Here is a 23,568-nt window from a genome sequence, read left to right as displayed (position 1 = left end):
CAAAGCGAAGGCTTACATAAAGCCTTCGAGTGGCAACCATGAAATCACTTTAACTCCTGCCTTTTGCCACCATTTCATTTTCGGTTCTTTGAGATAGGTTTTGATGCTGCCATCCTGACGTTTAATTTTCCAGTTGATTTTATTGTTGGCATTTAAAACCAGTTTGTAGGCATATTTGGATAAATTCTGATCCATGGTCTGGTGCACAGCTCTGGCTAAGTTCGGGCTATCCAGCAAGACGCCAATTTCCGTGTTTAAATAGGCAGAACGTGGATCAAAATTGAAAGAACCAATAAAGACCTGTTTTTGATCAATCGCCATCAGTTTGGCATGCAGGCTGGAACGGCTTAAACCTTTTAAGCTGACTTTGGCTTTTTCAGCGATTTCCTCGGTATTGGCATTTAAGTTTTCAGTTTCAGGTACAGATAGAAACTCATATAACTCGACATTATCCTTTAATAAATTCTTTCGATATTTGCCATAAAAAGCATGCACTAAAAACACGTCATTGGCTTTAAAAGAATTGGTGAGTACACGCACCTGAATATTATTTTGAGCTAGCTCACTCAGCATTTTTTCGCCTTTTTTTTCAGGGACGAAATAAGCTGAAATAATATCGACGCTTTGTTCCGGTTTTTCTAAACGATTCAGCAGTTGAAAATTCAGATGTTGCTCTTTTTTCGCTTTAGACCTGATTTTACTGGGTGAGTCACTCACGATTTCCGCTTTGACCCAATCAAACTGGATACTGCTATTGAGCCAGTTTTCAAAGGCATGTGAGCGTGTGGCTAAATCAAGATAATTCTGAACGCTAATGTTTTGTGAATGTTGCTCCAGTTGCTGTTTTAGACTTTCAAAACGCAAGGAATAATGTCGAGGATTGACAATTTTTTTGACTGGAAATGCATAATCATCATTCCAGTATTCATCAAAAGAATGAATAATTTCATCGGATGCAGAGCCGACCAGCATCACATCGACATCAGAAAATTGATAACTGTCGCTAACGTTATAGTATTGGTTACTCATATTGCGACCACCGATTAAAGCAATCTGGTTGTCTGCAATAAAGCTTTTGTTATGCATACGGCGGTTAATGCGTTTTAAATCCAGCACCATGTCCATGGCACGGTAATGTCTAAAACGATAAGGATTATACAGTCTGACATCAATATTTTTATGCTGATCGAGTGCCAGATAAATGCCTTCCATCTTTTTGGCATTGTTATCATCCATCAACAAACGGACTTTTACACCACGGTCTGCTGCTTTAATAATGGAATGCAGAGCCAGTGAGCCAATTTTATCGTTGTCCCAAATATAGTATTGTAAGTCTAGAGTTTTCTCTGCTTTATCAATAAGATGTATGCGTGCTGCTAAAGCTTCTAGCGGATCGTATAAAACATGATAACCAGTAAGATTGGGGTTTTGTTCTCTTAACGGTAAAATAATTTGCGCCAATGAGGTTTGTTTGGTTTCGGTATCAAACGCATATTCAATCGGTTGCGGTGTTTGCTTGGGCAGAGTAGTACATGCGGGAATCCCTACAATCAGGCTACAACTCAACAATACTGCAGTTTTATAGGTAGAAGAGTGACGCAATTTACCAGTATCTAGTTGAGTTGTGGGATGGGGAGATCGCGCCATAAGTTATAAACAATACCAAAATTGGGTTTGAGTATAATTGCCAGCTGTGAAAAGATAAATATCAGAATAGATGAATGATGTCATATCTTCGTTATCGTTAGAGAAATTATTATGTGGGATACAGACTCGGTCGTTGTTTATTTTTATATCATTTTTTTTGTGCTTGGGATTTGGGGTGTTGCACAAGCATGGTTGAGTCAAACGCGTACGGAAACCATTCATCCGTTTAAAGCTTTTGTGCATTTACTGGCATTCTATTTATCTTATTTACTGTTTCCTTTGTTTTTCTTTAGCTTCTATGCGGGTTGGAGTGGCTATTACTCTATTCACCAAGCGGTGTTTATCTTCCTGCTCAGTAGTGTACTCATTTATGCACGCTTTATTGAACCGCATCATGTGGGGGTTAAAACCCTACAATATCAGTTGAATCCTGAACAGAAAATGCAGCGTCCGGTCAAACTGGTATTGATTGCCGATTTACATATCGGGCTATTTTCCGGCTATGAACGTCAACTGAAAATTATTGTCGATAAAATTAACCAGCAGAATCCAGATTTAGTGGTGGTTTCCGGGGACTGGACCTATGAACCCGAAAACACACTTGCCGATGAACTGGCGATTTTAAAACAGATCAATGCACCGGTTTATTCAGTCAATGGCAATCATGATGAACAATATCCTGGCCCCCCGATTCAGCAATTATTAAGACATGCCTTAAAGGTTAATGATGTGATTGATATTGAAGGGCAGATGGTGGAATTTGATGAATTTCGCTTGTTGGGGGTAGGCGATTTATGGGCAGGAAAAACCGATATGCGTTATATGCCTGACTTGCCTCAAGATAAACCCTGGGTAATTTTATCGCATAATCCGGATACAGTAGATATGGTGCCACAACTGCCGACACGTCCATTAATGTTGTCTGGACATACGCATGGTGGGCAAGTTGAGCTGCCATGGTTGACCAATTACATCATGAAAAAAGTGTCTATACTGGGACACAAGAAAGGTTTATATCAGCATGAACATGCAGATGTATTTGTCACGGTTGGAACAGGAATGGTCGGTGTGCCTTTTCGTTTTCGGGTACCGCCAACAATTGATGTCATTGAGCTGGTTTAAATTTTGAAGATCAATTTCTTGAACAATTTTTGACATACCCTAAAGCAAGATTGATTTATAACAATGAGAACAAAACAGGAGAAGAGTATGTCTTTTTCAGAAGAGGTCGGTCAGTTTTTTGCTTTAACAGAGACTCAATCGGTACAGCTTGAAGCGGGTTTAGTTGCTTTAGAACAGGCTTTTCAGCAAGCCGAAAGCGATGTGGTCAATACACCCGCATTTGCCGGCAGGTTTTATCAAAAGTTTCAGCAACTGATCACGGCCTTTGGGATTGGTGAAAATCATGTGGAAGCTTTTCTGGATCATTTATATGGAACAGAAAGATACCGTCAACTTGTGACTTACATTGTTCCGAGTTATTACAATGCCGGTGGTGATCGACAGGTGTTTGAAGAACTGTATCAAGAAATGTTAAGTGATGAACAGATTTGAAAAAACAATATAAAAAAACCAGCGTCATCACGCTGGTTTTTTTATTATTTGATGAAATTAAACCTGGTTGTTTACATCATCATTTTTGGTTTCACGCATCGCCAAGAAAGCAAGCAGTGAAAGGATGGATGCAGCTGTTAAGTAATAACCTACCGCTTGTAAACCATAAGTGGTCGCAAGTTTAGTGGCAATAAGGGGTGCAAAAGATGCCCCAAAAATACCAGCAAGGTTAAAGGTTAATGCAGAACCAGTGTAACGAACTGAAGTCGGGAAGATTTCAGAAAGTACAGTACCAATTGGACCATACGTTAAGCCCATGATCGCTAAACCAATACACAAGAATAAGAACACGATAACTGTGTTGCCAGATTCAAGCATGCTTGCGAACACTAAACCAAACAACGCTGAAGCGATACATACGCCAATTGAAGTTGCCTTACGACCAAATTTCTCGGCAAAAACTGCAGAAAGTGGAATGAATGCAGCAAAACACAAGGTTGCAACCAATTGCAATTGCAGGAATTCCGCGCGGGTATAACCGAGCTTTGTTGTGCCCCAGTTTAATGCGAATACTGTGGTCAAATAGAACACCACAAAGGTACAGATAGCAGCAATGGTACCCAGAATCAGCATGCGCCAGTGTTTGGTCATTACTTCTTTAAATGGAATATTGACTTCTTTCTGCGTGTCCAATACTTTTTGGAATGCAGGCGTTTCGTGAAGTTTTAAACGAATCCAAAGACCTACAATGACAAGTGCAGAACTTGCAATAAATGGAATACGCCAGCCCCATTGCATAAAGTCTGCTTCAGACATAAATGCGCCTAGGGTTAAGAATGAACCTGTGGCCAAGATAAAGCCGATGGGTGCACCCAGTTGCGGGAACATGCCATACCAGGCACGTTTGCCTTCAGGCGCATTTTCAGTTGCAAGCAGAACCGCACCACTCCATTCGCCACCCAGACCAAGCCCTTGTCCTAAACGACAAAGTGCGAGTAGTAATGGGGCAACGATACCAATCTGTGCATAGGTTGGAAGTAGACCAATACACACGGTTGAAATACCCATGGTGAGTAATGCCGCAACCAGTGTGGCTTTTCGACCAATACGGTCACCCAGATGTCCGAATAAGGCAGCACCAATTGGACGGGCAATAAAGGCAATAGCAAATGTTGCTAAAGACTGAATGGTTGCAGTCGTTGGATCTGTACTTGCAGGGAAGAACAAATGAGGAAAGATCAGAACTGCCGCTGTTGCGTAAATATAAAAATCGAAGAACTCGATTGTTGTACCCACAAGACTCGCAGTCAGTACGCGGAATTTTGAATTTGTAGCTACTACTTCTTCCGAAGCAGCAATAGAATTTGATGACGCCATGAGAAACCTTACACTTACTAAAAATAAAAAAACTTAGTTTTAAAAGCGTAATCTTTTTAAAAAAGGCGTAATTTCTTAAAAAAATACGAAATACCGACTCATGTCTACGGATTTAGGGTTACTAAAAAATGTAGAAATAGAGGGTTATATCACGTAAAGACAGATCGCCAAGAAATGTGATCCAGCGCCAATCAATACAAATACATGCCAGATAGCATGCGTATATCTTACTCTTTTTAAGGCATAAAACAACGCACCAATGGTATAAGCCAGTCCACCAATGACGAGATAGGTCAATGCTTGATCGCTTAAAAAGCGTTGCATATCATCCATTACCAGTAATGCAAGCCATCCCATAGCCAGATAAGCGATGAGAGAGATCTTCTGGAAACGATGAATGAAAACTAACTTGAATAGTGTACCAATGGCGGCAATCACCCACAGTGCAATTAACAGGTACTGCGCTTTTGCCGTTGGAAGTGCGATAGACAAGAAGGGAGTATAGGTTCCAGCAATCAGATAATAAATTGCAGTGTGATCCAGTTTTTTGTACCAGCCGCGACGCTGTGGCGATTCGGCATAGTGATATAAGCTTGAAGCGGCAAAAAGTAAAATCAGGCTCAATGCATAGACACATAAGCCAATAAATTGTCCTAGCGGTAAATAGCTCCCTTTAACCAACATAAAAATACTGGCAATGGCTGCTAAAACTGCGCCAAGTGCATGACTAATCGCATTTATTTTTTCTTCATGTGGATCATAAGTCTGCAAGTTAGATGTATTCATCGCTTATTTTCTGTAATTAAAAATACACTTGTATAGTAATGAAGTTTTACCTTTAAAGTAAGAAGTTTTACACTGACAACTTAATTTACTCGAGTTATCTGTATGTCTCAATTGGCTTCTCCTTTTATTCAGGAACAACAATTCTTAGATGCTTTTCAGCAAGCCATTGAAACACAAAGTTTTGATCGAATGATTTTGAGCCAGTATAAGGGCGAACTTGAAAATCTTGAGAAAATAACCTTGCGAGTCATTTCACTGCAAGGGCAGCCTGTTTTAAGTTGTTTGTATCGTTATAAGACTCAAGATGTCACTAAAAACTATCCTTTAGCGGAAGCCAGTCAGTTCATTCAAGATTTATTGGCTCAATGTAAACAAGCCAACCTGTTTACCACTGAAGAAGAGTTGCAACTTAAAAAGAACAAGAAAAAAGCCATGCTAACGGTGAGTAAAAACAAATCTGCAGCAAAGGCACAGAATGTAGAAACTCAACAAGGGCATGACCGCACGAAACATCGCTATGTCGATCAGGACAGTTATTTTTTACAGCCCTTAGGTATTACTGACGCGAAAGCGCAAATTATTCCAAGCATGGCGCGTAAATGGAAACAGATTAATAAATTTGTAGAAATTTTCTCGGGAGCTTTGGATCAAATCACAAAACAGGATCATGCTTTGCGTGTGGTCGATTTTGGTTCGGGTAAAGGTTATCTTACTTTTGCTTTGTACGATTATCTGGAAAAGCAGGGTCAAACACCATTTGTCACCGGTGTTGAGCTAAATAACAAAATGGTGGAGTTCTGTCAGAAGGTCGCTGAAGAGTCGCAATTTACCCAACTGGATTTTTTTCAGGGTGATGTACGAACCTATCAACCTGAACACCTGGATGTGATGATTGCCTTACATGCCTGTGATGTGGCGACTGACTTTGCCATTCACACCGGTATTCGTTTAAACGCACAAATGATTATGTGCGCGCCGTGTTGTCACAAGGAATTACGTCCACAGCTCAAAAGTCCGGAAGTGTTGAAACCAATGTTGCAATTTGGCATTCATTTAGGTCAACAGGCTGAAATGCTCACCGATACCATTCGTGCCTTATTGCTTAAAGCCTATGGCTATGAAACCAAAGTATTCGAGTTTGTGGCTTTGGAACATACCAGTAAAAACAAGATGATCTTGGCGACGAAACGTAAAGATTACCAACAACCCGATCAGGCGGTATTGGCTCAGATTCAAGCCCTAAAAGAAATGTATGGCATTCAAAAGCACTCGCTTGAATTGTTGCTGAATAATCAGTGGGATCAGCAGGATATTGGCTGCAAGTGTTAATTTAAAATGAATAAAGCAGTCGCAAGGCTGCTTTTATTTTTAGGAAGATGATTTTTGATGAGCCAATTTACGATACGCACAGGTCATTGGGATGAACTGCAAAATGATGCAAAACTGATTCGTGAGCAGGTGTTTATTCAGGAACAGCAGATTCCGGTTGCAGATGAATGGGATGCTGAAGATGCCATTTCCTTGCATTTTGTTGTTTACGATCAAGATCATCCGATTGCGACAGCGCGATTATTACAAAATAACAGCGTCGGACGTGTGGCTGTGCTGAAATCGCATCGCGGCGTAGGCATTGGGAAATTGCTGATGCAACAGATTATTCAGCAAGCCAAACATGAACAGCGAAAATTCCTGAAATTGTCTTCACAAGTACATGCCATTCAGTTTTATGTAGGCTTGGGCTTTAAAGTTGAAGGTGAGCAATATTTGGATTGCGGTATTCCACATATTGATATGCGATTGTTATTTGCGAGTGCTTAGCTATTAAATTTTCAGTTTTGAAGTAATAAAAAAGCCACTAAAAAGTGGCTTTTTTATTTTCATGAATCTCAGTATTAATGACCAGACTCATGTTCAGCTGATTTTTCCGCTTCTGTCATTGCCGCATGTTCTTCTGCAGACATGTGCTGATCTTCAGCAGTCGCTGTTGCTGCACTAGCTTCTTTCTGATTTTTAGCTTCTGCCAAAGCTTCTTCAGACATTGCCGGTGCATTTTTAAATGCATGCTGCTGGGTATTTTTTTGCTGTTGGCTCGGCATGTAATCTGGTTCATTGCTTACTGCAAGATAGAAAAACCCCATGAAAAAAGCACTTAAAATAAAGGCAATAATGAGCGCTTTCCAGCCCCAAGGGGATTTTTCAGGAGAAGAATTGTCAGTCATGAGAAAATACCAAAATGGATAAAAATAAATCAGAATCTATGTAACTTTATAACACAGAATAGAATGAAATCCGACTCATAACTGATTAAATCCTTCATTTAAATAAGGGATTAAAATTAATTCTAAGAGATGAGTCTTTGTTTGAATAAGGTCAAAGTTTATATCGGGGTTAGGCACGAAAGCTTAAAAGATGAGTACGTATTTTGGATGATCAAAAGAACCTTAAATGCATTAACGCCATGATCTTCAATAAAAAAGAAAGAGCGTTAATGCATTATAGCTTAAGTCGTGTTATGAAATTTTCTCGCCAGAGTGCAGTTTATCTTTCAGCAATTGGGGTGCTTTAAAACGCTCACCATATTTGGCTTCAAGTGTATTGGCACGGAATAAGGCTTTTTCCAAACCATATTGATTCAGATACTGTATGGCTCCACCTGTCCATGGCGCAAAACCAATGCCGAAAATAGAACCGACATTGGCATCCACAACCGACTCCAGCACGCCTTCTTCATAGCAGCGCAAAGTATCCAGCGCCTGAACAAACAGAAAACGGTCAATCATTTCCTGTTCGGAAATATCCACCTCTTTTTTCCAGTGGCTTAAACCCGCCCATAAATGTTTTTTACCACCTTCAGGGTATTCGTAGAAACCCGCACCCGCAGCTTTACCTTTACGGTTAAATTGATGAATCATAGTTTCAATTACATCATCTGCAGCCGAACGTGGCAGGTCTTTGCCTTCAGCTTGCAGGGCTTTACGCGTTTCAGCAGCCACGTGTTCAGAAAGTGTTAAAGACACTTCATCCTGAATGGCAAGTGGCCCGACAGGCATACCGGCTTTGAGTGCTGCCATTTCAATTTTGGCAGGATGAACCCCTTCAGCAAGCAATCGTAAACCTTCTTGCACAAAAGTTCCAAAGACACGACTGGTGAAGAAACCACGACTGTCATTCACCACAATCGGCGTCTTAGCAATTTGCTGCACAAAATCAAAAGCCTTAGCTAAGGTTTCATTTGATGTGTTTTTTCCTTTGATGATTTCTACCAGTTGCATCTTATCGACAGGGCTAAAGAAATGCAGACCAATGAAATGGCTCTCATCTTTAGACGCTTTGGCGAGTCCTGTAATTGGCAGGGTAGACGTATTCGATGCCATCACACCGCCATTAACCAAATAATTTTCAGCTTCTTGGGTGACTTTGGCTTTCAGTTCTGGATTTTCAAACACCGCTTCAATCATCAGGTCACAACCTTGTAAATCTTCTACAGCAGCTGTAGCGGTAATCAAACTTAAAACTTGATCGCGTTGTTCAGCCGTTAAACGACCTTGAGAGACTTTCTTATCCAGCAGCTTTTGGCTGTAGGCTTTGCCTTTTTCAGCAGTCTCTGTTGATACATCTTTTAGAACAACTTGTATGCCTTTCGATGCAGTCGCATAAGCAATACCGGCACCCATCATGCCTGCCCCTAAAATACCCACTTTGCTGGTTTTCCATTTTGCAATGTCTTTAGGGCGACTTGCACCTGATTTAATTGCATTCAGACCATGCCAGAACGTGCCAATCATATTTTTGGAAATCTGACTGGTCGCAAGGTAGGTGAAATAACGCGATTCGATAGTGAGGGCTGTGTCGACATCAACCTGCGCACCTTCAACTGCAGCCGCCATAATCGCTTCAGGGGCCGGGTAGCAGCCTTTGGTTTTGTCACGCAGTATTGCAGGTGCAATCGCAAGCACCTGAGCGACAGCAGGTGTTTTTGGGTCGCCGCCTGGAATTTTGTAGCCTTTGACATCAAACGGTTGTTGCGATATTGGATTGGATTTAACCCAGGCAATGGCTTTGTCTAACAGTTCTTGTTCAGTTTCCACAATATCGTGAATTAGGCCTAACGATTTGGCTTTATCGACAGAAAATTGTTTGCCTTCCATCAACAGTGGAAATGCATTTTGCAAACCGAGTAAGCGCACCATACGCACGATCCCGCCACCGCCCGGCAATAATCCTAAAGTCACTTCCGGTAAACCAAACTTGGCTTTCGGGTCATTAAGTGCAATACGATGGTGACAACACAAAGCCAGTTCCCAGCCACCACCGAGCGCCGTGCCATTGAGTGCTGCAACCACAGGAATACCACGTGTTTCGATATAACGCAGTTTGGCTTTCATCTCTTCAATCATATGGAAGAATGCTGTGGCATGATCCGGCTCTGCTTCAATCAGTTCATCCAAGTCACCACCGGCAAAAAAGGTTTTTTTCGCTGAACGGAAAATAATCCCTGAAATTTCTGCATCTGCTTGCAGCTTGGAAACAGTATCTTCCAGTGCAGCACGGAAATCCGCATTCATGGTATTGGCAGATTGGTTGGGAGAATCTAAAGTTAAAATGACGATATTGTCCGCATTTTTTTCATATTGAATTGCGCTCATTGTTGTTCTCCTTATACCAATTCAATAATGGTTGCGATGCCCATACCGCCACCGACACATAACGTGGCCAAACCACGTTTTTTGCCCTGACGTTCCAGTTCATCAAGTAGCGTTCCCAGAATCATTGCACCGGTCGCACCCAGTGGATGTCCCATGGCAATTGCACCACCATTGACATTGACTTTGGCAGGATCAACCTTGAGTTCGGTAATAAAGCGCATCACCACTGCGGCAAAGGCTTCGTTGACTTCAAACAGGTCGATGTCATCAATCCTTAGACCGGCTTTTTCCAAGGCTTTACGCGCTGCAGGCGCAGGGCCGGTCAGCATGATGGTTGGATCAGAGCCAACCAATGACGTTGCTAAAACTTTGGCACGCGGTTTTAAACCTTGTTCTTTGACCGCTTTTTCTGAAGCAATTAAAACAACTGCTGCACCATCGACAATGCCCGATGAATTCCCAGCATGATGCACATGATTGATTTGCCCGACTTCTGGGTATTTCTGCAGGGCAATCGCATCGAAGCCCATTTGTCCCATCATGGCAAAACTTGGATTGAGCTTGGCTAAACCTTCCGCAGTGGTGGTCGGTTTAATAAATTCGTCTTGAGCTAAAATCGTCACGCCAGCTTTGTCTTTTACAGGCACAATCGATTTATTGAAATAACCCTTGGCTTGCGCTGCGGCAGCTTTCTTTTGCGAGTTTTCGGCAAAAGTGTCGACATCTGAACGCGTATAACCGTCAATGGTTGCAATCAGGTCTGCACCAATGCCTTGAGGGATAAAGTTGCATGCCATGTTGGTTTCTGGATCAAGTGCCCACGGACCGCCATCTGAACCCATCGGTACGCGAGACATGGATTCAACACCACCGGCAACCACGATATCTTCCCAACCGGAACGGACTTTCATGGCTGCCATATTCACGGCTTCAAGTCCGGATGCGCAGAAACGGTTAATCTGTACGCCTGCCACATCATTGTCCCAACCTGCAGCAATGGCAGCCGTTTTGGCAATGTCAGCGCCTTGATCACCAATCGGGGTTACACACCCCAGCACAATATCATCGACTTTAGAGGTGTCGAGTTGGTGACGATCTTTCAGTTCATTGAGTAAGGTGGTGAGTAGGGTGATCGGTTTCACTTGATGCAGTGAACCCTCTTTTTTTCCTTTTCCGCGTGGTGTGCGAATGGCATCAATGATGTAGGCTTCGCTCATAGCTGTTCCTTGGTTATGATTTTTAAATTGTTATACTTTTTGAGTGTAATGATTAATTTGTGAAGTGCAATGACGAGAACGGATCAGATCAAATGACTTTTTTTGCCAATAAAAAAAGCCCAGACATACTAGTCTGGGCGGAGAAACTGCAATGAATCTAAAAGATTAATGATAGCCATGCAATTGGCGATACAATCCCGGTGTTACTCCAGTCCATTTCTTGAATGCACGGTGGAAGGTACTAGTTTCACTGAAACCGACTTGTTGTGCCACATCTTCCAAGGTTAAGCCCGGGTTGAGTAAAAGGTGAATGGCCGCATCACGACGTAATGCATCTTTAACCCCTTGATAGCTTTTACCTTCAGCAGCCAAACGACGACGTAAAGTTTGTGGCGACAAGTACAGCATAGATGCCACATCATTCAAGGTTGGCATTTCTTCACCAATTTGGCTTTTGAGTACTTCACGAATACGTGAAGTTAAAGAGTTGGTATTTTTGAATTTAACCAGTAATTGAGCAGGTGCCGCTTTTAAGAATTCTTCCAGATTTTCTTCAGTTTGACGCAGTGGTAAATCCAGATAATCTGCTGCAAACGTAATTTCGGTACGTGCTGCATCAAACTGCATCACCGGTGCGAAGAAGAGGGCATCGTATTCATCGGCATGAGCAGGGCGTGGATAGCCGAAGTGCACACGTTCCAGTGGAATACGGCGTTCAATTAGCCAAGAGGCTAAACCGTGCCAAATCATCAACATACTTTCGGTAATGAAATGGTCGGGATCCATGCTTTGGGGAACATGAGGAACCAGACGTGCTTCGTGTTTATCACGTTCTATAGTCACTGACCATTCATCACCAAACAGTTTATAGAATTGTGCAGAAAGATCTAAAGCGTCTCCTAGCGTTTTCGCGTGAATAATCAACTGACACATAATGGCAAAAGTGCCCAAGCGACGTGGCTGTATATCAAAGCCCATATGTTCGTCTTGAGTCACCATCCATAACATTTTAATAAATCGGGTGTATTGCTCAGGAGAAATACGTGCTTTAGGTTGACGTAATAAGTCGGGTTCAATGCCTACATGTGACAATAAAGTTTCGACGTCCATACCTAGACGTTTTACGCCTGTTAAAGCCGCATTCACGAAGTGGATACTAATCGTATCGCGACTTATATTAAAGTCATCAGTTTCTTTATCTTTTATATTCACTTGTAGTTGACCTAATTTTATATTCACTTGCAGTTGACCTAAATGACACTGAAAAATGTTTGGTTGGCAATTTACAATATATATTTTACCTTATCTACATATTAAATTGCCGAAATGATCAAGGTAAATGGCTGAACATGACATTGTTTTGTTGCATTTATATTTCTAATATGGGGAAAAAATCAACATAAAAGAGTAAAAAGAACATGGAAGCTGCTTTAAAAGGATTAAAAATTCTCGATTTTTCTACGCTTTTGCCGGGACCATTCGCTACATTATATTTAGCTGACTTGGGTGCAGAGGTTATTCATGTGGAATCGCCAACACGTCCGGATTTAATCCGTTTATTGCCACCTTATGCCAATGGACAAGCGACTGCTCATAGTTATTTGAATCGAAATAAACAATCCATAGCGCTGGATTTAAAAGATCCTCAAAATATTGCTGCCATTAAACAGAAAATTTCTGAATTTGACATTGTGATTGAGCAGTTCAGACCCGGAGTAATGCAACGGCTTGGCTTGGATTATCAAAGCCTTGCCGCAATTAATCCGCGACTGATTTATTGTTCCATTACCGGTTATGGGCAAACCGGACTTTATAAAGATAAAGCCGGTCATGACATCAATTATCTCGCACTTTCTGGAATTGCAGGACATAGCGGTCGACAAGACAGTGGTCCACCCCCGATGGGTATTCAAATTGCAGATGTTGCGGGTGGTTCTTTACATGCAGTGATTGGAATTCTATCTGCAGTGATTGAACGGCAACGCAGTGGACAGGGGCAATATATTGATATTTCGATGACCGATTGTGTGGTGACCTTAAATAATATGGCGGCAGCAGCATCACTGGCAGGAAAAACTAAACAATATGCTGAAAAAGGGCATTTGAATGGCGGAACTTTTTATGATTATTACCTCACCCAAGATGGCCGCTACTTATCTGTGGGGAGTTTAGAACCTCAATTTATGTCTGGTTTAGCCACCATTTTGGAACTTCCTGTGCTGCTGGAAAAAGGCGCTTCTTTTGATGAGTCAGATCGACAACTGGTCAAGCAAGCCATTCAAGACAAAATAAAATCCAAAGCTTTTGTCGAGTGGCAGGCAATTTTTGCAGCGCAAGACGTTTGCGTTGAACCTGTACTGTATTTGGATGAGGCACTTGATTCGGAACTTGCCCAACAAAGACAATGGACAGTCGAGGTCCCTTTGGATACAAATTCAGAACAGACAGAGCAACAGTTAAGCTGTCCAATTAAGTTCTCCCGATCAAAAAATGTCTATAACTTCGCTGGACAGCGACTCGGGGAAGGGAAATGGTGATGAATTTTTCTATTTTTTATCAAACGGTTAAAAACATTTAATCAACCGGATAAAAGATTGTGAAGAAAAAAGTGACCAATTTCACAAAAAACAGGCGTAACATATACAAAATACATATAAATATTATCATGGTTTCTTATATGCACTTTTCTCCCAAAGCCCTGGCAGTTTCGGTTGCATTAACTGCTTTCTTATCTAGTGTTTCTGCAGCACATGCAAGTGATGCATTTAACGCGGAAAGCCCGTGGATGTTCGGTGACTGGGAGGGTCAGCGTACTGCATTGCAAAAACAAGGTTACGATTTCAGCTTTGGTTATACTGGTGAAATGGCAACTTTGCTCGATGCAAAACGTGCATCAAGTCACGGAACTGAATACGCAGACCAGTTTGTAATTGGTGCGCATTTAGACTTAGAAAAGATTGCCGGTTGGAAAGATACTGAAGCCCAAATTAATGTAACTCAGCGTAACGGTCGTAACCTTTCAAACACTTCTGATGCTTTAAATGGTCAATCTACGGGTGTGGCAAATGGTCATTTAAGCTCTGCACAAGAAGTATGGGGCCGTGGTCAAACTTGGCGTTTAACTGATTTTTGGATCAAGAAAAAATTCTTAGAGCAAAAATTAGATATTAAAGTCGGTCGTTTCGGTGAAGGTGAAGACTTCAACAGCTTTGACTGTGATTTCCAAAACCTGGCGCTTTGTGGTTCACAAGTGGGTAACTGGGTCGGTGATCAATGGTACAACTGGCCTGTAAGCCAATGGGCTGCACGTGTGAAATATAACGTCACTCCAGAAGTTTATACACAAGTCGGTGTATATGAATATAACCCTGAGAATTTAGAACGTGGTAAAGGCTTTAACCTGAGCACTGATGGTTCTAAGGGTGCAATTATTCCTGCAGAAGTCGTTTGGACACCGAAACTGGGTGAACAAAAACTTTCAGGTGAATATCGTGCCGGTTATTACTACAGCACTGTTGATGCTAAAGAAATTACCAATCCGCAAGAAAATTCACATAAACAAGGTGGTTGGGTGGTTGCGAAACAACAACTGACTGCACATAAAGGTGATGCTTCTCGTGGCTTAACTGGTTTTGTGAACTTAACTGTTCATGATTCAGATACAAATGCAGTCAGCGATATGCAAAACATCGGTCTTGTATATAAAGGCGCGATGGATTCACGTCCTAAAGATGAAATTGCAGTCGGTGTTGCACGTATCAACATGAACGATGATCTGAATGATCAACGCAGTGAAGAAATTGATGCAGAAATTTACTACGGTTTACATGCAACCAACTGGTTAACGATCCGTCCAAACGTTCAATATATTCGTCATGTAGGCGCGTATAAGAACGGCGAAAATGCTTGGGTTGGCGGAATCAAGTTCCAAACTGCATTCTAAGGTTCATATAGAGTCTTAAAAAAATTAGAGGTCATCACCAACTGTGATTACCTCTAATTTTTTTTAAAGAGACTCGTTTTTGCAACTGATGCACATACGGTTAATCAAAAGGGTTATGAAGAATCTTTTTGATTAACCATACTAAAAATCAAAGATTAAGGTGGTTCATATGAGTAACCCATCTACAGGAACAGGAATGCGTACATTTAGCGTCATTATTTTGGCGATATTTGCGTTAATCCTGTTGATAGGCGGTATCTGGCTAGCGGTGCTAGGCGGTTCAATTTATTACATCGTTGCCGGTTTATTATTATTGGTAACAGCGGTTCTTCTTAAGAAATCGAATTCGAAAGCATTTTGGGTCTATGCCGCATTAATGCTGGGTACGGTCATTTGGGGCCTTTGGGAAGCAGGTACTGACTTCTGGGCACTTGCACCACGTTTCGATATCTTGGGTCTACTTGGGTTATGGTTGTTGATTCCTGCGGTTTCTCGCGGTATCAGCGAGGCTAAAACAGGTAAAATTGCACTGTCTGGCACTTTGATCATTGCCATTGTCGTAATGATCTATTCAATTTTTAATGATCCACAAGAAATTAATGGTGAAATTAAAACTGTACAGCCTAAACAAGCGCAAGCCATTACTGGTGTAGCTCCTGAAGATTGGCCTGCTTATGGTCGTACTCAAGCGGGTGTGCGTTATTCTCCGTTAAATCAAATTAACAGCGACAACGTTAAAGATTTACAAGTTGCCTGGACTTTCCGTACCGGCGAAATGAAAACTGAGAATGACTCGGGCGAAACCACCAATCAGGTCACTCCAATTAAAATTGGCAATAACATGTTTATGTGTACGACACATCAACGTTTGATTGCACTTGATCCTGCCACAGGTAAGGAAAAATGGAGTTTCGACCCGAAGTTAAAAGCGGATAACACCTTCCAGCATTTAACCTGTCGTGGTGTTTCTTATTTTGATGCGAACAACACTGTTCAATTCGCAAAAAGTTTAGAAAGCAAACGTTCAACGTCGACACTTTGTCCACGTAAAGTCATTCTTCCTGTGAATGATGGTCGCCTTGTTGCAATCAATGCAGACAATGGTCAGCGTTGTACCGACTTTGGTAACAATGGTGAAGTCGATCTTCAAAAAGACATGCCATTCCCGTATCCAGGTGGTTATGTACCAACTTCACCTCCCGTGATTACCGGAACAACTATCATCATTGGTGGTTCAACCACAGATAACTATTCTACTGAAGAACCTTCTGGTGTGATCCGTGGTTATGACGTCAATACCGGTGAACTGCTTTGGGTATTTGATACAGGCGCAGAAGATCCGAATCTAATACCTGCTCCTGGTCAAAAATATGTTCAAAACTCACCAAATGCCTGGGCACCATTGGCTTATGATGAAAAATTAGACATCGTATATGTACCAACTGGTGTAGGTACTCCGGATATCTGGGGCGGGAACCGTACTGAGCTTGCCGAGCGTTATGCAAACTCAATGCTTGCACTGAATGCATCTACAGGTAAATTAGTTTGGGACTTCCAAACCACACATCACGATTTGTGGGATATGGACGTACCATCACAACCTTCTTTAGCTGACATCAAAGACAAATCTGGCAATATCGTTCCTGCAATCTATGTATTGACTAAAACAGGGAATGCCTTTGTTTTAGACCGTCGTACAGGTGAAGCAATCGTTCCGATTACTGAGAAACCAGTTCCACAAACGGTGAAACGTGGTCCACAAACCAAAGGTGAACGTTATTCACCCACTCAACCGTTCTCTGATTTTGATCTTGCACCACAAGATAAATTAACTGACAAACAAATGTGGGGCGCAACCATGTTTGACCAGTTGATGTGTCGTGTTTACTTCAAATCATTGAACTATGATGGCATTTATACACCACCTTCTGAAAACGGTACTTTAGTGTTCCCAGGTAACTTGGGTGTGTTTGAATGGGGCGGTATGTCTGTCAACCAAGACCGTCAAGTTGCAGTGATGAATCCAATTGGTTTGCCATTTGTGACTAAACTTATTCCTGCAGATCCAAACCGTAAACAAACTGCCAAAGGTGCAGGTACGGAAGCTGGTGTTCAGCCTATGTACGGCGTGCCTTACGGTGTAGAGATTAAAGCGTTCTTGTCACCACTGGGTTTACCTTGTAAACAACCCGCTTGGGGCTTTGTAGCGGGTGTTGATCTCAATACACATGACGTGGTTTGGAAAAAACGTATCGGTACAATCCGTGACAGCCTACCAAACCTGTTCCAGTTACCAGCCCTTAAAATTGGTGTTCCTGGTCTAGGTGGTTCAATTTCTACAGCGGGTAATGTCATGTTCGTTGCGGGTACTCAGGATAATTATATCCGTGCCTTCAATGTGAGTAACGGTGATCAGTTGTGGGAAGGTCGTTTACCAGCAGGTGGACAGGCGACTCCGATGACTTATGAAAGCAACGGTAAACAATACGTTGTAATCATGGCCGGTGGTCATGGTTCATTCGGTACTAAAATGGGTGACTATTTAGTAGCGTATGCTTTACCTGATCAAAATAAATAATCATTAAAATTAAAAAAGCCTGATTCGTCAGGCTTTTTTAATGTCAATATAAAAAATTGGGGCTGTAATAGATAGTATTGTGATAATCTATACTTATAAAGATAACTAGATGTAAATTAAATAGAAAAATTCAAAAAAACTATGAGAATTTTTTGTTGCTTGAAGGCAATAGTACTGCTATTGCGATAGAATTCAGCTGATTTATTAAGAGTACATCCGAATTTTGTAGTAGGTGCTTAGAGGACAAGTCTCTTTATGCAGGTCGGTTTAACTCAGATCTTTAACATCTAAAAACTACAAAAAATTGCTCATATTTAACTTTAAGTATGAGCTTTTAAAAAAAAGAATCTTAAAAATAGGGGGCAATATGGCTACTTCAGGTTCAGTTCTAAAAACGATTTTGGTCATCGTGGCCATCATTTTCGGTTTAGTGCTGCTGATTGGTGGAATATATCTTGCAGTGCTTGGTGGGTCTTGGTACTACATCATCGCAGGTTTATTTTTCATCGCTACTGCAATTTTATTGCAAAAATTAAAAAGTTCGGCACTTCTTGTTTACGCAGCTCTTGTATTGGGTACTGTGGTATGGGGACTTTGGGAAGTTGGCTCTGACTTCTTCGCGTTAGCGCCTAGATTAGATATTCTCGGTATATTTGGTCTTTTTTTACTCATTCCTGCAGTGACTCGCGGATTCGAAAATACAAAAGGTGCAAAACTTGCTCTGACCGGAACATTGGCAATCACAATTGCAGTAATGATCTACTCTATCTTTAATGATCCTCAAGAAATTAATGGTGAATTAAGCACCAAACAGCCTGCAACATCGCAACCTATTCTGGGTGTTGAAGATGGTGACTGGCCAGCTTATGGTCGTACCCAGTCTGGCTTGCGTTATTCTCCATTGGCTCAAATTAACGATCAAAACGTAAAAGATCTGCAAGTCGCTTGGGAATATCATACTGGCGAAAGTAGAACTGAAAATGATTCTGGTGCAACAACCAATCAGGTTACTCCAATTAAAGTGGGTAACAATCTTTATCTTTGTACCATGCACCAACGTTTAGTTGCTTTAGATCCAGTCACAGGTAAAGAAAAATGGAGCTTTGATCCTAAACTCAAAGCGGATAATACTTATCAACATTTAACTTGTCGTGGTGTGTCTTACTATGATGTCAACAACACGGTTGGTTTCGAAGCAAGCCTGCAAAATAAAAAATCATCATCTGCGCTTTGCCCGCGTAAAGTGATCTTGCCTGTCAGTGATGGTCGTCTGGTGGCAATCAATGCAGACAATGGTCAACCTTGCACCGACTTTGGTAAAAATGGCGAAGTTGATCTGCAAAAAGACATGCCATTCCCGTATCCGGGCGGTTATATCCCCACTTCTCCACCCGTGGTTACAGGGACTACCATCATCATTGGGGGGTCAACGAATGATAACTATTCTACTGAGGAGCCATCGGGTGTGATCCGTGGTTATGATGTCAATACCGGTGAACTTCTTTGGGTGTTTGATACGGGTGCTGAAAATCCGAATGCAATTCCTGCACCTGGTCAAAAATTTGTTCAAAATTCGCCAAACGCATGGGCACCATTGGCCTATGATGCTAAATTGGATATCGTCTACGTTCCAACGGGTGTCGGTACGCCGGATGTCTGGGGTGGTCACCGTACCGAGTTAGATGAACGTTATGCAAACGCAATGCTTGCGCTGAATGCTTCAACAGGCAAGTTAATTTGGGACTTCCAAACGACCCATCACGATTTATGGGATATGGACGTACCATCACAACCTTCTTTAGCTGACATTAAAGACAAATCTGGCAACATTGTTCCTGCAATCTATGTATTGACCAAAACAGGGAATATCTTTGTTTTAGACCGTCGTAATGGTCAACCAATCGTTCCGATTGAAGAACGTGCGGTTCCACAAACGGTGAAACATGGTCCTCAAACCAAAGGCGAACGTTATTCTCCTACACAACCGTTCTCTGATTTTAATATGGGGCCTAAAGAGAAGTTGACGGATAAACAAATGTGGGGTGTCACTATGTTTGACCAGTTGTTGTGTCGTGTATCTTTCAAAAAATTGAACTACGATGGCATGTATACACCACCTTCTGAAAATGGGACTGTGGTCTACCCGGGTAACTTGGGTGTATTTGAATGGGGCGGTATGTCTGTGAACCCAGACCGTCAAATTGCAGTGATGAACCCGATTGGTTTGCCATATGTGACTAAACTTATTCCTACAGATCCAAATCGTCCAAAAATTGCTAAAGGCACAGGGATAGAAGCTAGTATACAGCCCATGTATGGCGTTCCTTATGGTGTAGAAATCAGTGTATTCTTTTCACCATTAGACCTACCTTGTAAACAACCGGCTTGGGGTTATGTTGCTGGTGTAGATTTGAATACCCATCAAGTGGCGTGGAAGCGTCGTATTGGTACCATCCGTGACAGTATGTCGAGTATTCCATTGCCGCCACTTAAAATGGGTGTGCCAATGCTTGGTGGTTCAATTTCTACAGCGGGTAACGTGATGTTCATTGGAGCAACACATGATTATTACCTCCGTGCCATCAATGTGACGAATGGTAATGAACTTTGGAAAGGTCGTTTACCTGCGGGTGGCCAAGCAACTCCAATGACTTATGAAGCGAATGGTAAACAATACGTTGTGATTATGGCTGGTGGTCATGCTTCATTTGGTACCAAAATGGGCGATTCCATCATGGCTTATGCTTTACCCGATAAAAAATAAGCCATTCTTTAAAAAAGCCTGATTCGTCGGGCTTTTTTATTGGGTAAATTTAAACATTTTTAAAAATTTCATTTTCTTAATATAAAAATAGAGAAGTTTACTCGCTTAGATTTTTACATTAATGCTTTATATGAAAAATAATGATAAACAAGTGAAAACAACATCGAATCTGATTAAAAGCAGCATGATTCGGCTGTATCGCGCTAGATCAGTGAAATCCCGACATGCTTATCAATAAAACCGCTATTAAATATGTAAAAAACGCATTTTGTTGATAGTTTAAATCTCGTTATGCTGTCAGCCGTTATAATGAACCTACTAGCTGTACGCCATGTATTTATATACTGATTTCGATCAGCAACTGATCAATGAACGTGTTGCACAGTTCCGTGACCAAACGGAACGTTATTTAGCGGGTAAATTGACGGAAGATGAATACCGTCCGCTACGTCTCCAGAATGGTTTATACGTGCAACGCTATGCGCCAATGTTACGTGTTGCTGTGCCTTATGGTCTGATGAACTCGAACCAGCTTCGTAAAATTTCGGATTTGGCTAAAGAATATGACCGTGGTTATGCACATGTATCAACACGTCAAAACATTCAGTTTAACTGGCCTGCACTAGAAAATGTGCCTGATATGTTGGCAGAGCTGGCAACAGTTCAAATGCATGCCATTCAAACATCGGGTAATTGTATTCGTAATACCACAACTGACCAGTATGCAGGTGTGGTTGCCGGTGAAATTGCTGACCCGCGTCCGACCTGTGAATTGATTCGTCAATGGTCAACCTTCCACCCAGAATTTGCTTTCTTGCCGCGTAAATTTAAAATTGCGGTGTCTGCACTGGCTGAAACAGACCGTGCTGCAGTTTCATTCCATGATATCGGTGTGTATATCGTGAAAAATGAAGCAGGCGAGACCGGCTATAAAATTAAAGTCGGTGGTGGCCTCGGTCGTACCCCAGTGATTGGCAGCTTTATTCGTGACTTCTTGCCACGTGAAGACTTAATTGCTTATCTTGAAGCAGTCCTTCGTGTGTACAACTTGCACGGTCGCCGTGACAACAAATATAAAGCACGTATCAAAATTTTAGTAAAAGCTCTAACGCCTGCAGTATTTGCTGAAAAAGTTGAAGCCGAATTTGCCCATACTATTCAGACCTTGAAAATTCAGCCTGAAATCTTGAAAAAACTGGATGAAGAATTTACGCCATTTGATTATCAAGATTATGCAGATCAAGACTTCGCTGAACAGTTCGCTGCACATCCTAAATTCAAACAATGGTTCAACATCAACACGAATGCACATAAAGTAAAAGGCTATCGTATTGTTACGATTTCTCTTAAACGTGCCGGTATTGCGCCAGGTGACATGACCGTTGAAGAAATGAATTTGATTGCAGATCTTGCAGACAAATATACTTTCGGTGAACTTCGTACTACCCACGAACAAAATATTTCATTGGTTGATGTGCCGCAAAAAGACCTGTTCGAATTGTGGCAAATTCTTGAGCAAAATAACCTTGCACGTGCGCATATTGGTTTCTTAACAGACATCATTTGCTGCCCGGGCGGTGACTTCTGCTCGCTAGCAAATGCAAAATCGATTCCGATTTCTGAAGCGATCTCACGTCGTTTCGATGATCTAGATACCGTATATAACTTAGGTCACATCGACTTGAATATTTCAGGTTGTATGAATGCCTGCGGTCATCACCATGTGGGTAACATTGGTATTTTAGGTGTCGATAAAAAAGGCGCTGAATTCTACCAAATTACTTTAGGTGGTAATGCCGATCATGATGCTTCAATCGGTGACATCTTGGGACCATCATTTGCAGCAGACCGTGTACCTGATGTGATTGAAGAAATCTTGAATACTTATCTTGATTTACGTACTGAAGGTGAAGAGTTTATCGAAACCTACCGTCGTGTTGGCATTCAACCATTCAAGGAGCGTGCATATGCTTAATACCGCACTACAAGTGCTCTCTAAAGATGGCACAATTGCAGACAACACTTATCAATTGATTGGTGAAGATGGTGTTTTACCGCAAGGTGATGTTGTTCTGACTGTAGAGCAGCTTGATCAATTGGAAAATGTAGCAGGCAAAAAAGCCTTATACATTACTGTTGATGCTTCTCCTGAAGTCAATGAATTCCCGCTAGATCAGTTAGATGCAATCTTTATTGAATTTGCAGGTTTTAACGATGGCCGCGGCTATTCATTTGCAGCATTGTTACGCCGTCAAGGTTACCAAGGTGAACTTCGTGCGACTGGCGATATCTTTAAAGATGTTCTGAACTATTTAAAACGTTCAGGCTTTGATACTTTCGTGATTAAAGAAGGTAAAGATATTCAGGAAGCTGCTGCGGGTTTAAATGATTTTAAAAATCCGTACCAGGCATCAACTGCGGTTGCACAAGCACATTATCAAACAGGGGGCTTAATCTAAATTAAGTTGCTGTAAAAAAAGCCGGATTGATTCCGGCTTTTTTATGCGTAGTATTTAGGGAAATTTTATATCACATTGCTTCTAGTTGACAGTTCACCATCCATTTAATTCCAAACTGATCGGTAAAAGCACCATACAGCGCACCCCAGAAAGTCTTTTCTAAGGGCATTTCAATTTGACCATTAACAGATAAAGCATCAAACAAGCGTTTTGCTTCAGCTTGCTCATCAGCATTCAGATTAATCGAAATATAGTGATTATTACCTTTGGTGAAAACAGTATTGTTTTGCGCACAGAATTGATCATTGGTATCGGATGCCATCAATTCTGTAAACTCATTGATCGGTAGCGAAACATGCAGAATAAGATTTTTATCTGCTTCAGATAGCGTGACACCTTCTTCAGGCGGCATTTCACCATAACGGGTCAGATTCGAAAACTCGCCACCAAAAACAGATTTATAAAAATTAAATGCGGCTTCAGTTTCACCTTGGAAATTCAGGTAATGATTGAGTTGCATGGGAAAGCCTATTTTTTGTTTTTTGATGGTTCTAATTTAACAGGGTTGAACATAATAAAAGATGAAAAAGTGTAAGC

Annotated in this window: 18 protein-coding genes; 10 read left to right on the top strand and 8 right to left on the bottom strand. The window is 41.5% G+C overall.

The annotated features are described in order from the left end of the window. Window positions 1-12: 12 nt before the first annotated feature. Window positions 13-1,647 (bottom strand): phospholipase D family protein, encoded by a 1,635-nt coding sequence (locus B9T23_RS05550; protein ID WP_086193344.1) that lies wholly within the window; start codon window positions 1,645-1,647, stop codon window positions 13-15. A 111-nt stretch (window positions 1,648-1,758) separates the two neighbouring features. On the opposite strand from B9T23_RS05550, the gene B9T23_RS05545 reads away from it, so the two are divergent. Both B9T23_RS05545 and B9T23_RS05540 read left to right on the top strand, forming a co-directional pair. Next, the gene (locus B9T23_RS05545; protein WP_086193343.1) at window positions 1,759-2,769 is read left to right on the top strand and encodes a metallophosphoesterase; all 1,011 of its coding nucleotides are present in this window, start codon (window positions 1,759-1,761) and stop codon (window positions 2,767-2,769) included. An 87-nt stretch (window positions 2,770-2,856) separates the two neighbouring features. Then, entirely contained in the window at window positions 2,857-3,201 is a 345-nt protein-coding gene (locus B9T23_RS05540) for a hypothetical protein (protein ID WP_086193342.1), read from the top strand. A gap of 57 nt (window positions 3,202-3,258) precedes the next feature. Here B9T23_RS05540 and B9T23_RS05535 read toward each other — a convergent pair whose 3' ends face one another. Together B9T23_RS05535 and trhA are read right to left on the bottom strand one after the other, a co-directional pair. Continuing rightward, window positions 3,259-4,578 carry an MFS transporter gene (locus B9T23_RS05535; protein ID WP_067723665.1) on the bottom strand — a complete coding sequence of 440 codons (1,320 nt, stop codon included), beginning with the start codon at window positions 4,576-4,578 and terminating at the stop codon, window positions 3,259-3,261. Between the two features lie 144 nt (window positions 4,579-4,722). After that, window positions 4,723-5,364 carry a PAQR family membrane homeostasis protein TrhA gene (trhA, locus tag B9T23_RS05530; RefSeq protein WP_086193341.1) on the bottom strand — a complete coding sequence of 214 codons (642 nt, stop codon included), beginning with the start codon at window positions 5,362-5,364 and terminating at the stop codon, window positions 4,723-4,725. A 102-nt stretch (window positions 5,365-5,466) separates the two neighbouring features. On the opposite strand from trhA, the gene B9T23_RS05525 reads away from it, so the two are divergent. Continuing rightward, a complete protein-coding gene (locus B9T23_RS05525; protein WP_086193340.1) occupies window positions 5,467-6,693 on the top strand; it encodes a class I SAM-dependent methyltransferase in 1,227 nt (408 codons plus the stop codon). A gap of 57 nt (window positions 6,694-6,750) precedes the next feature. Continuing rightward, window positions 6,751-7,182 (top strand): GNAT family N-acetyltransferase, encoded by a 432-nt coding sequence (locus B9T23_RS05520; protein ID WP_086193339.1) that lies wholly within the window; start codon window positions 6,751-6,753, stop codon window positions 7,180-7,182. Window positions 7,183-7,256: 74 nt separating this feature from the next. Here the strand turns inward: B9T23_RS05520 and B9T23_RS05515 are convergent, their stop codons facing one another. The 4 genes from B9T23_RS05515 to B9T23_RS05500 form a co-directional block, all read right to left on the bottom strand. After that, window positions 7,257-7,583: a hypothetical protein gene (locus tag B9T23_RS05515; RefSeq protein WP_086193338.1), complete on the bottom strand. Its 327-nt coding sequence runs from the start codon at window positions 7,581-7,583 to the stop codon at window positions 7,257-7,259. 291 nt (window positions 7,584-7,874) lie between these two features. Continuing rightward, window positions 7,875-10,010 (bottom strand): 3-hydroxyacyl-CoA dehydrogenase NAD-binding domain-containing protein, encoded by a 2,136-nt coding sequence (locus tag B9T23_RS05510; RefSeq protein WP_086193337.1) that lies wholly within the window; start codon window positions 10,008-10,010, stop codon window positions 7,875-7,877. An 11-nt stretch (window positions 10,011-10,021) separates the two neighbouring features. Beyond that, a complete protein-coding gene (locus B9T23_RS05505; protein ID WP_086193336.1) occupies window positions 10,022-11,227 on the bottom strand; it encodes an acetyl-CoA C-acetyltransferase in 1,206 nt (401 codons plus the stop codon). Between the two features lie 165 nt (window positions 11,228-11,392). After that, window positions 11,393-12,403: an AraC family transcriptional regulator gene (locus B9T23_RS05500; protein WP_067723677.1), complete on the bottom strand. Its 1,011-nt coding sequence runs from the start codon at window positions 12,401-12,403 to the stop codon at window positions 11,393-11,395. A 242-nt stretch (window positions 12,404-12,645) separates the two neighbouring features. On the opposite strand from B9T23_RS05500, the gene B9T23_RS05495 reads away from it, so the two are divergent. From B9T23_RS05495 to B9T23_RS05470, 6 genes are all read left to right on the top strand, one after another. Then, a complete protein-coding gene (locus B9T23_RS05495; protein WP_086193335.1) occupies window positions 12,646-13,764 on the top strand; it encodes a CaiB/BaiF CoA transferase family protein in 1,119 nt (372 codons plus the stop codon). Window positions 13,765-13,904: 140 nt separating this feature from the next. Next, window positions 13,905-15,170: a carbohydrate porin gene (locus tag B9T23_RS05490; protein WP_086193371.1), complete on the top strand. Its 1,266-nt coding sequence runs from the start codon at window positions 13,905-13,907 to the stop codon at window positions 15,168-15,170. Between the two features lie 169 nt (window positions 15,171-15,339). Continuing rightward, window positions 15,340-17,748 (top strand): glucose/quinate/shikimate family membrane-bound PQQ-dependent dehydrogenase, encoded by a 2,409-nt coding sequence (locus B9T23_RS05485; RefSeq protein WP_086193334.1) that lies wholly within the window; start codon window positions 15,340-15,342, stop codon window positions 17,746-17,748. Window positions 17,749-18,115: 367 nt separating this feature from the next. After that, complete coding sequence (locus tag B9T23_RS05480; protein ID WP_086193333.1) at window positions 18,116-20,512, top strand: glucose/quinate/shikimate family membrane-bound PQQ-dependent dehydrogenase; 2,397 nt, start codon at window positions 18,116-18,118, stop codon at window positions 20,510-20,512. Window positions 20,513-20,843: 331 nt separating this feature from the next. Then, window positions 20,844-22,487 carry a nitrite/sulfite reductase gene (locus B9T23_RS05475; protein WP_086193332.1) on the top strand — a complete coding sequence of 548 codons (1,644 nt, stop codon included), beginning with the start codon at window positions 20,844-20,846 and terminating at the stop codon, window positions 22,485-22,487. Continuing rightward, the gene (locus B9T23_RS05470) at window positions 22,480-22,971 is read left to right on the top strand and encodes a DUF934 domain-containing protein (RefSeq protein WP_086193331.1); all 492 of its coding nucleotides are present in this window, start codon (window positions 22,480-22,482) and stop codon (window positions 22,969-22,971) included. Before B9T23_RS05475 ends, B9T23_RS05470 begins: the two co-directional genes overlap by 8 nt. Window positions 22,972-23,041: 70 nt before the next feature. Here B9T23_RS05470 and B9T23_RS05465 read toward each other — a convergent pair whose 3' ends face one another. Further along, window positions 23,042-23,491 carry a VOC family protein gene (locus B9T23_RS05465; RefSeq protein ID WP_086193330.1) on the bottom strand — a complete coding sequence of 150 codons (450 nt, stop codon included), beginning with the start codon at window positions 23,489-23,491 and terminating at the stop codon, window positions 23,042-23,044. Between the last annotated feature and the right edge of the window lie 77 nt (window positions 23,492-23,568).

Source organism: Acinetobacter terrae (assembly GCF_002135195.1).
Taxonomy (GTDB): Bacteria; Pseudomonadota; Gammaproteobacteria; order Pseudomonadales; family Moraxellaceae; genus Acinetobacter; species Acinetobacter terrae.
Note: the sequence above shows the minus strand (reverse complement) of the source record. Positions and strands in the feature narration are given on the sequence as shown.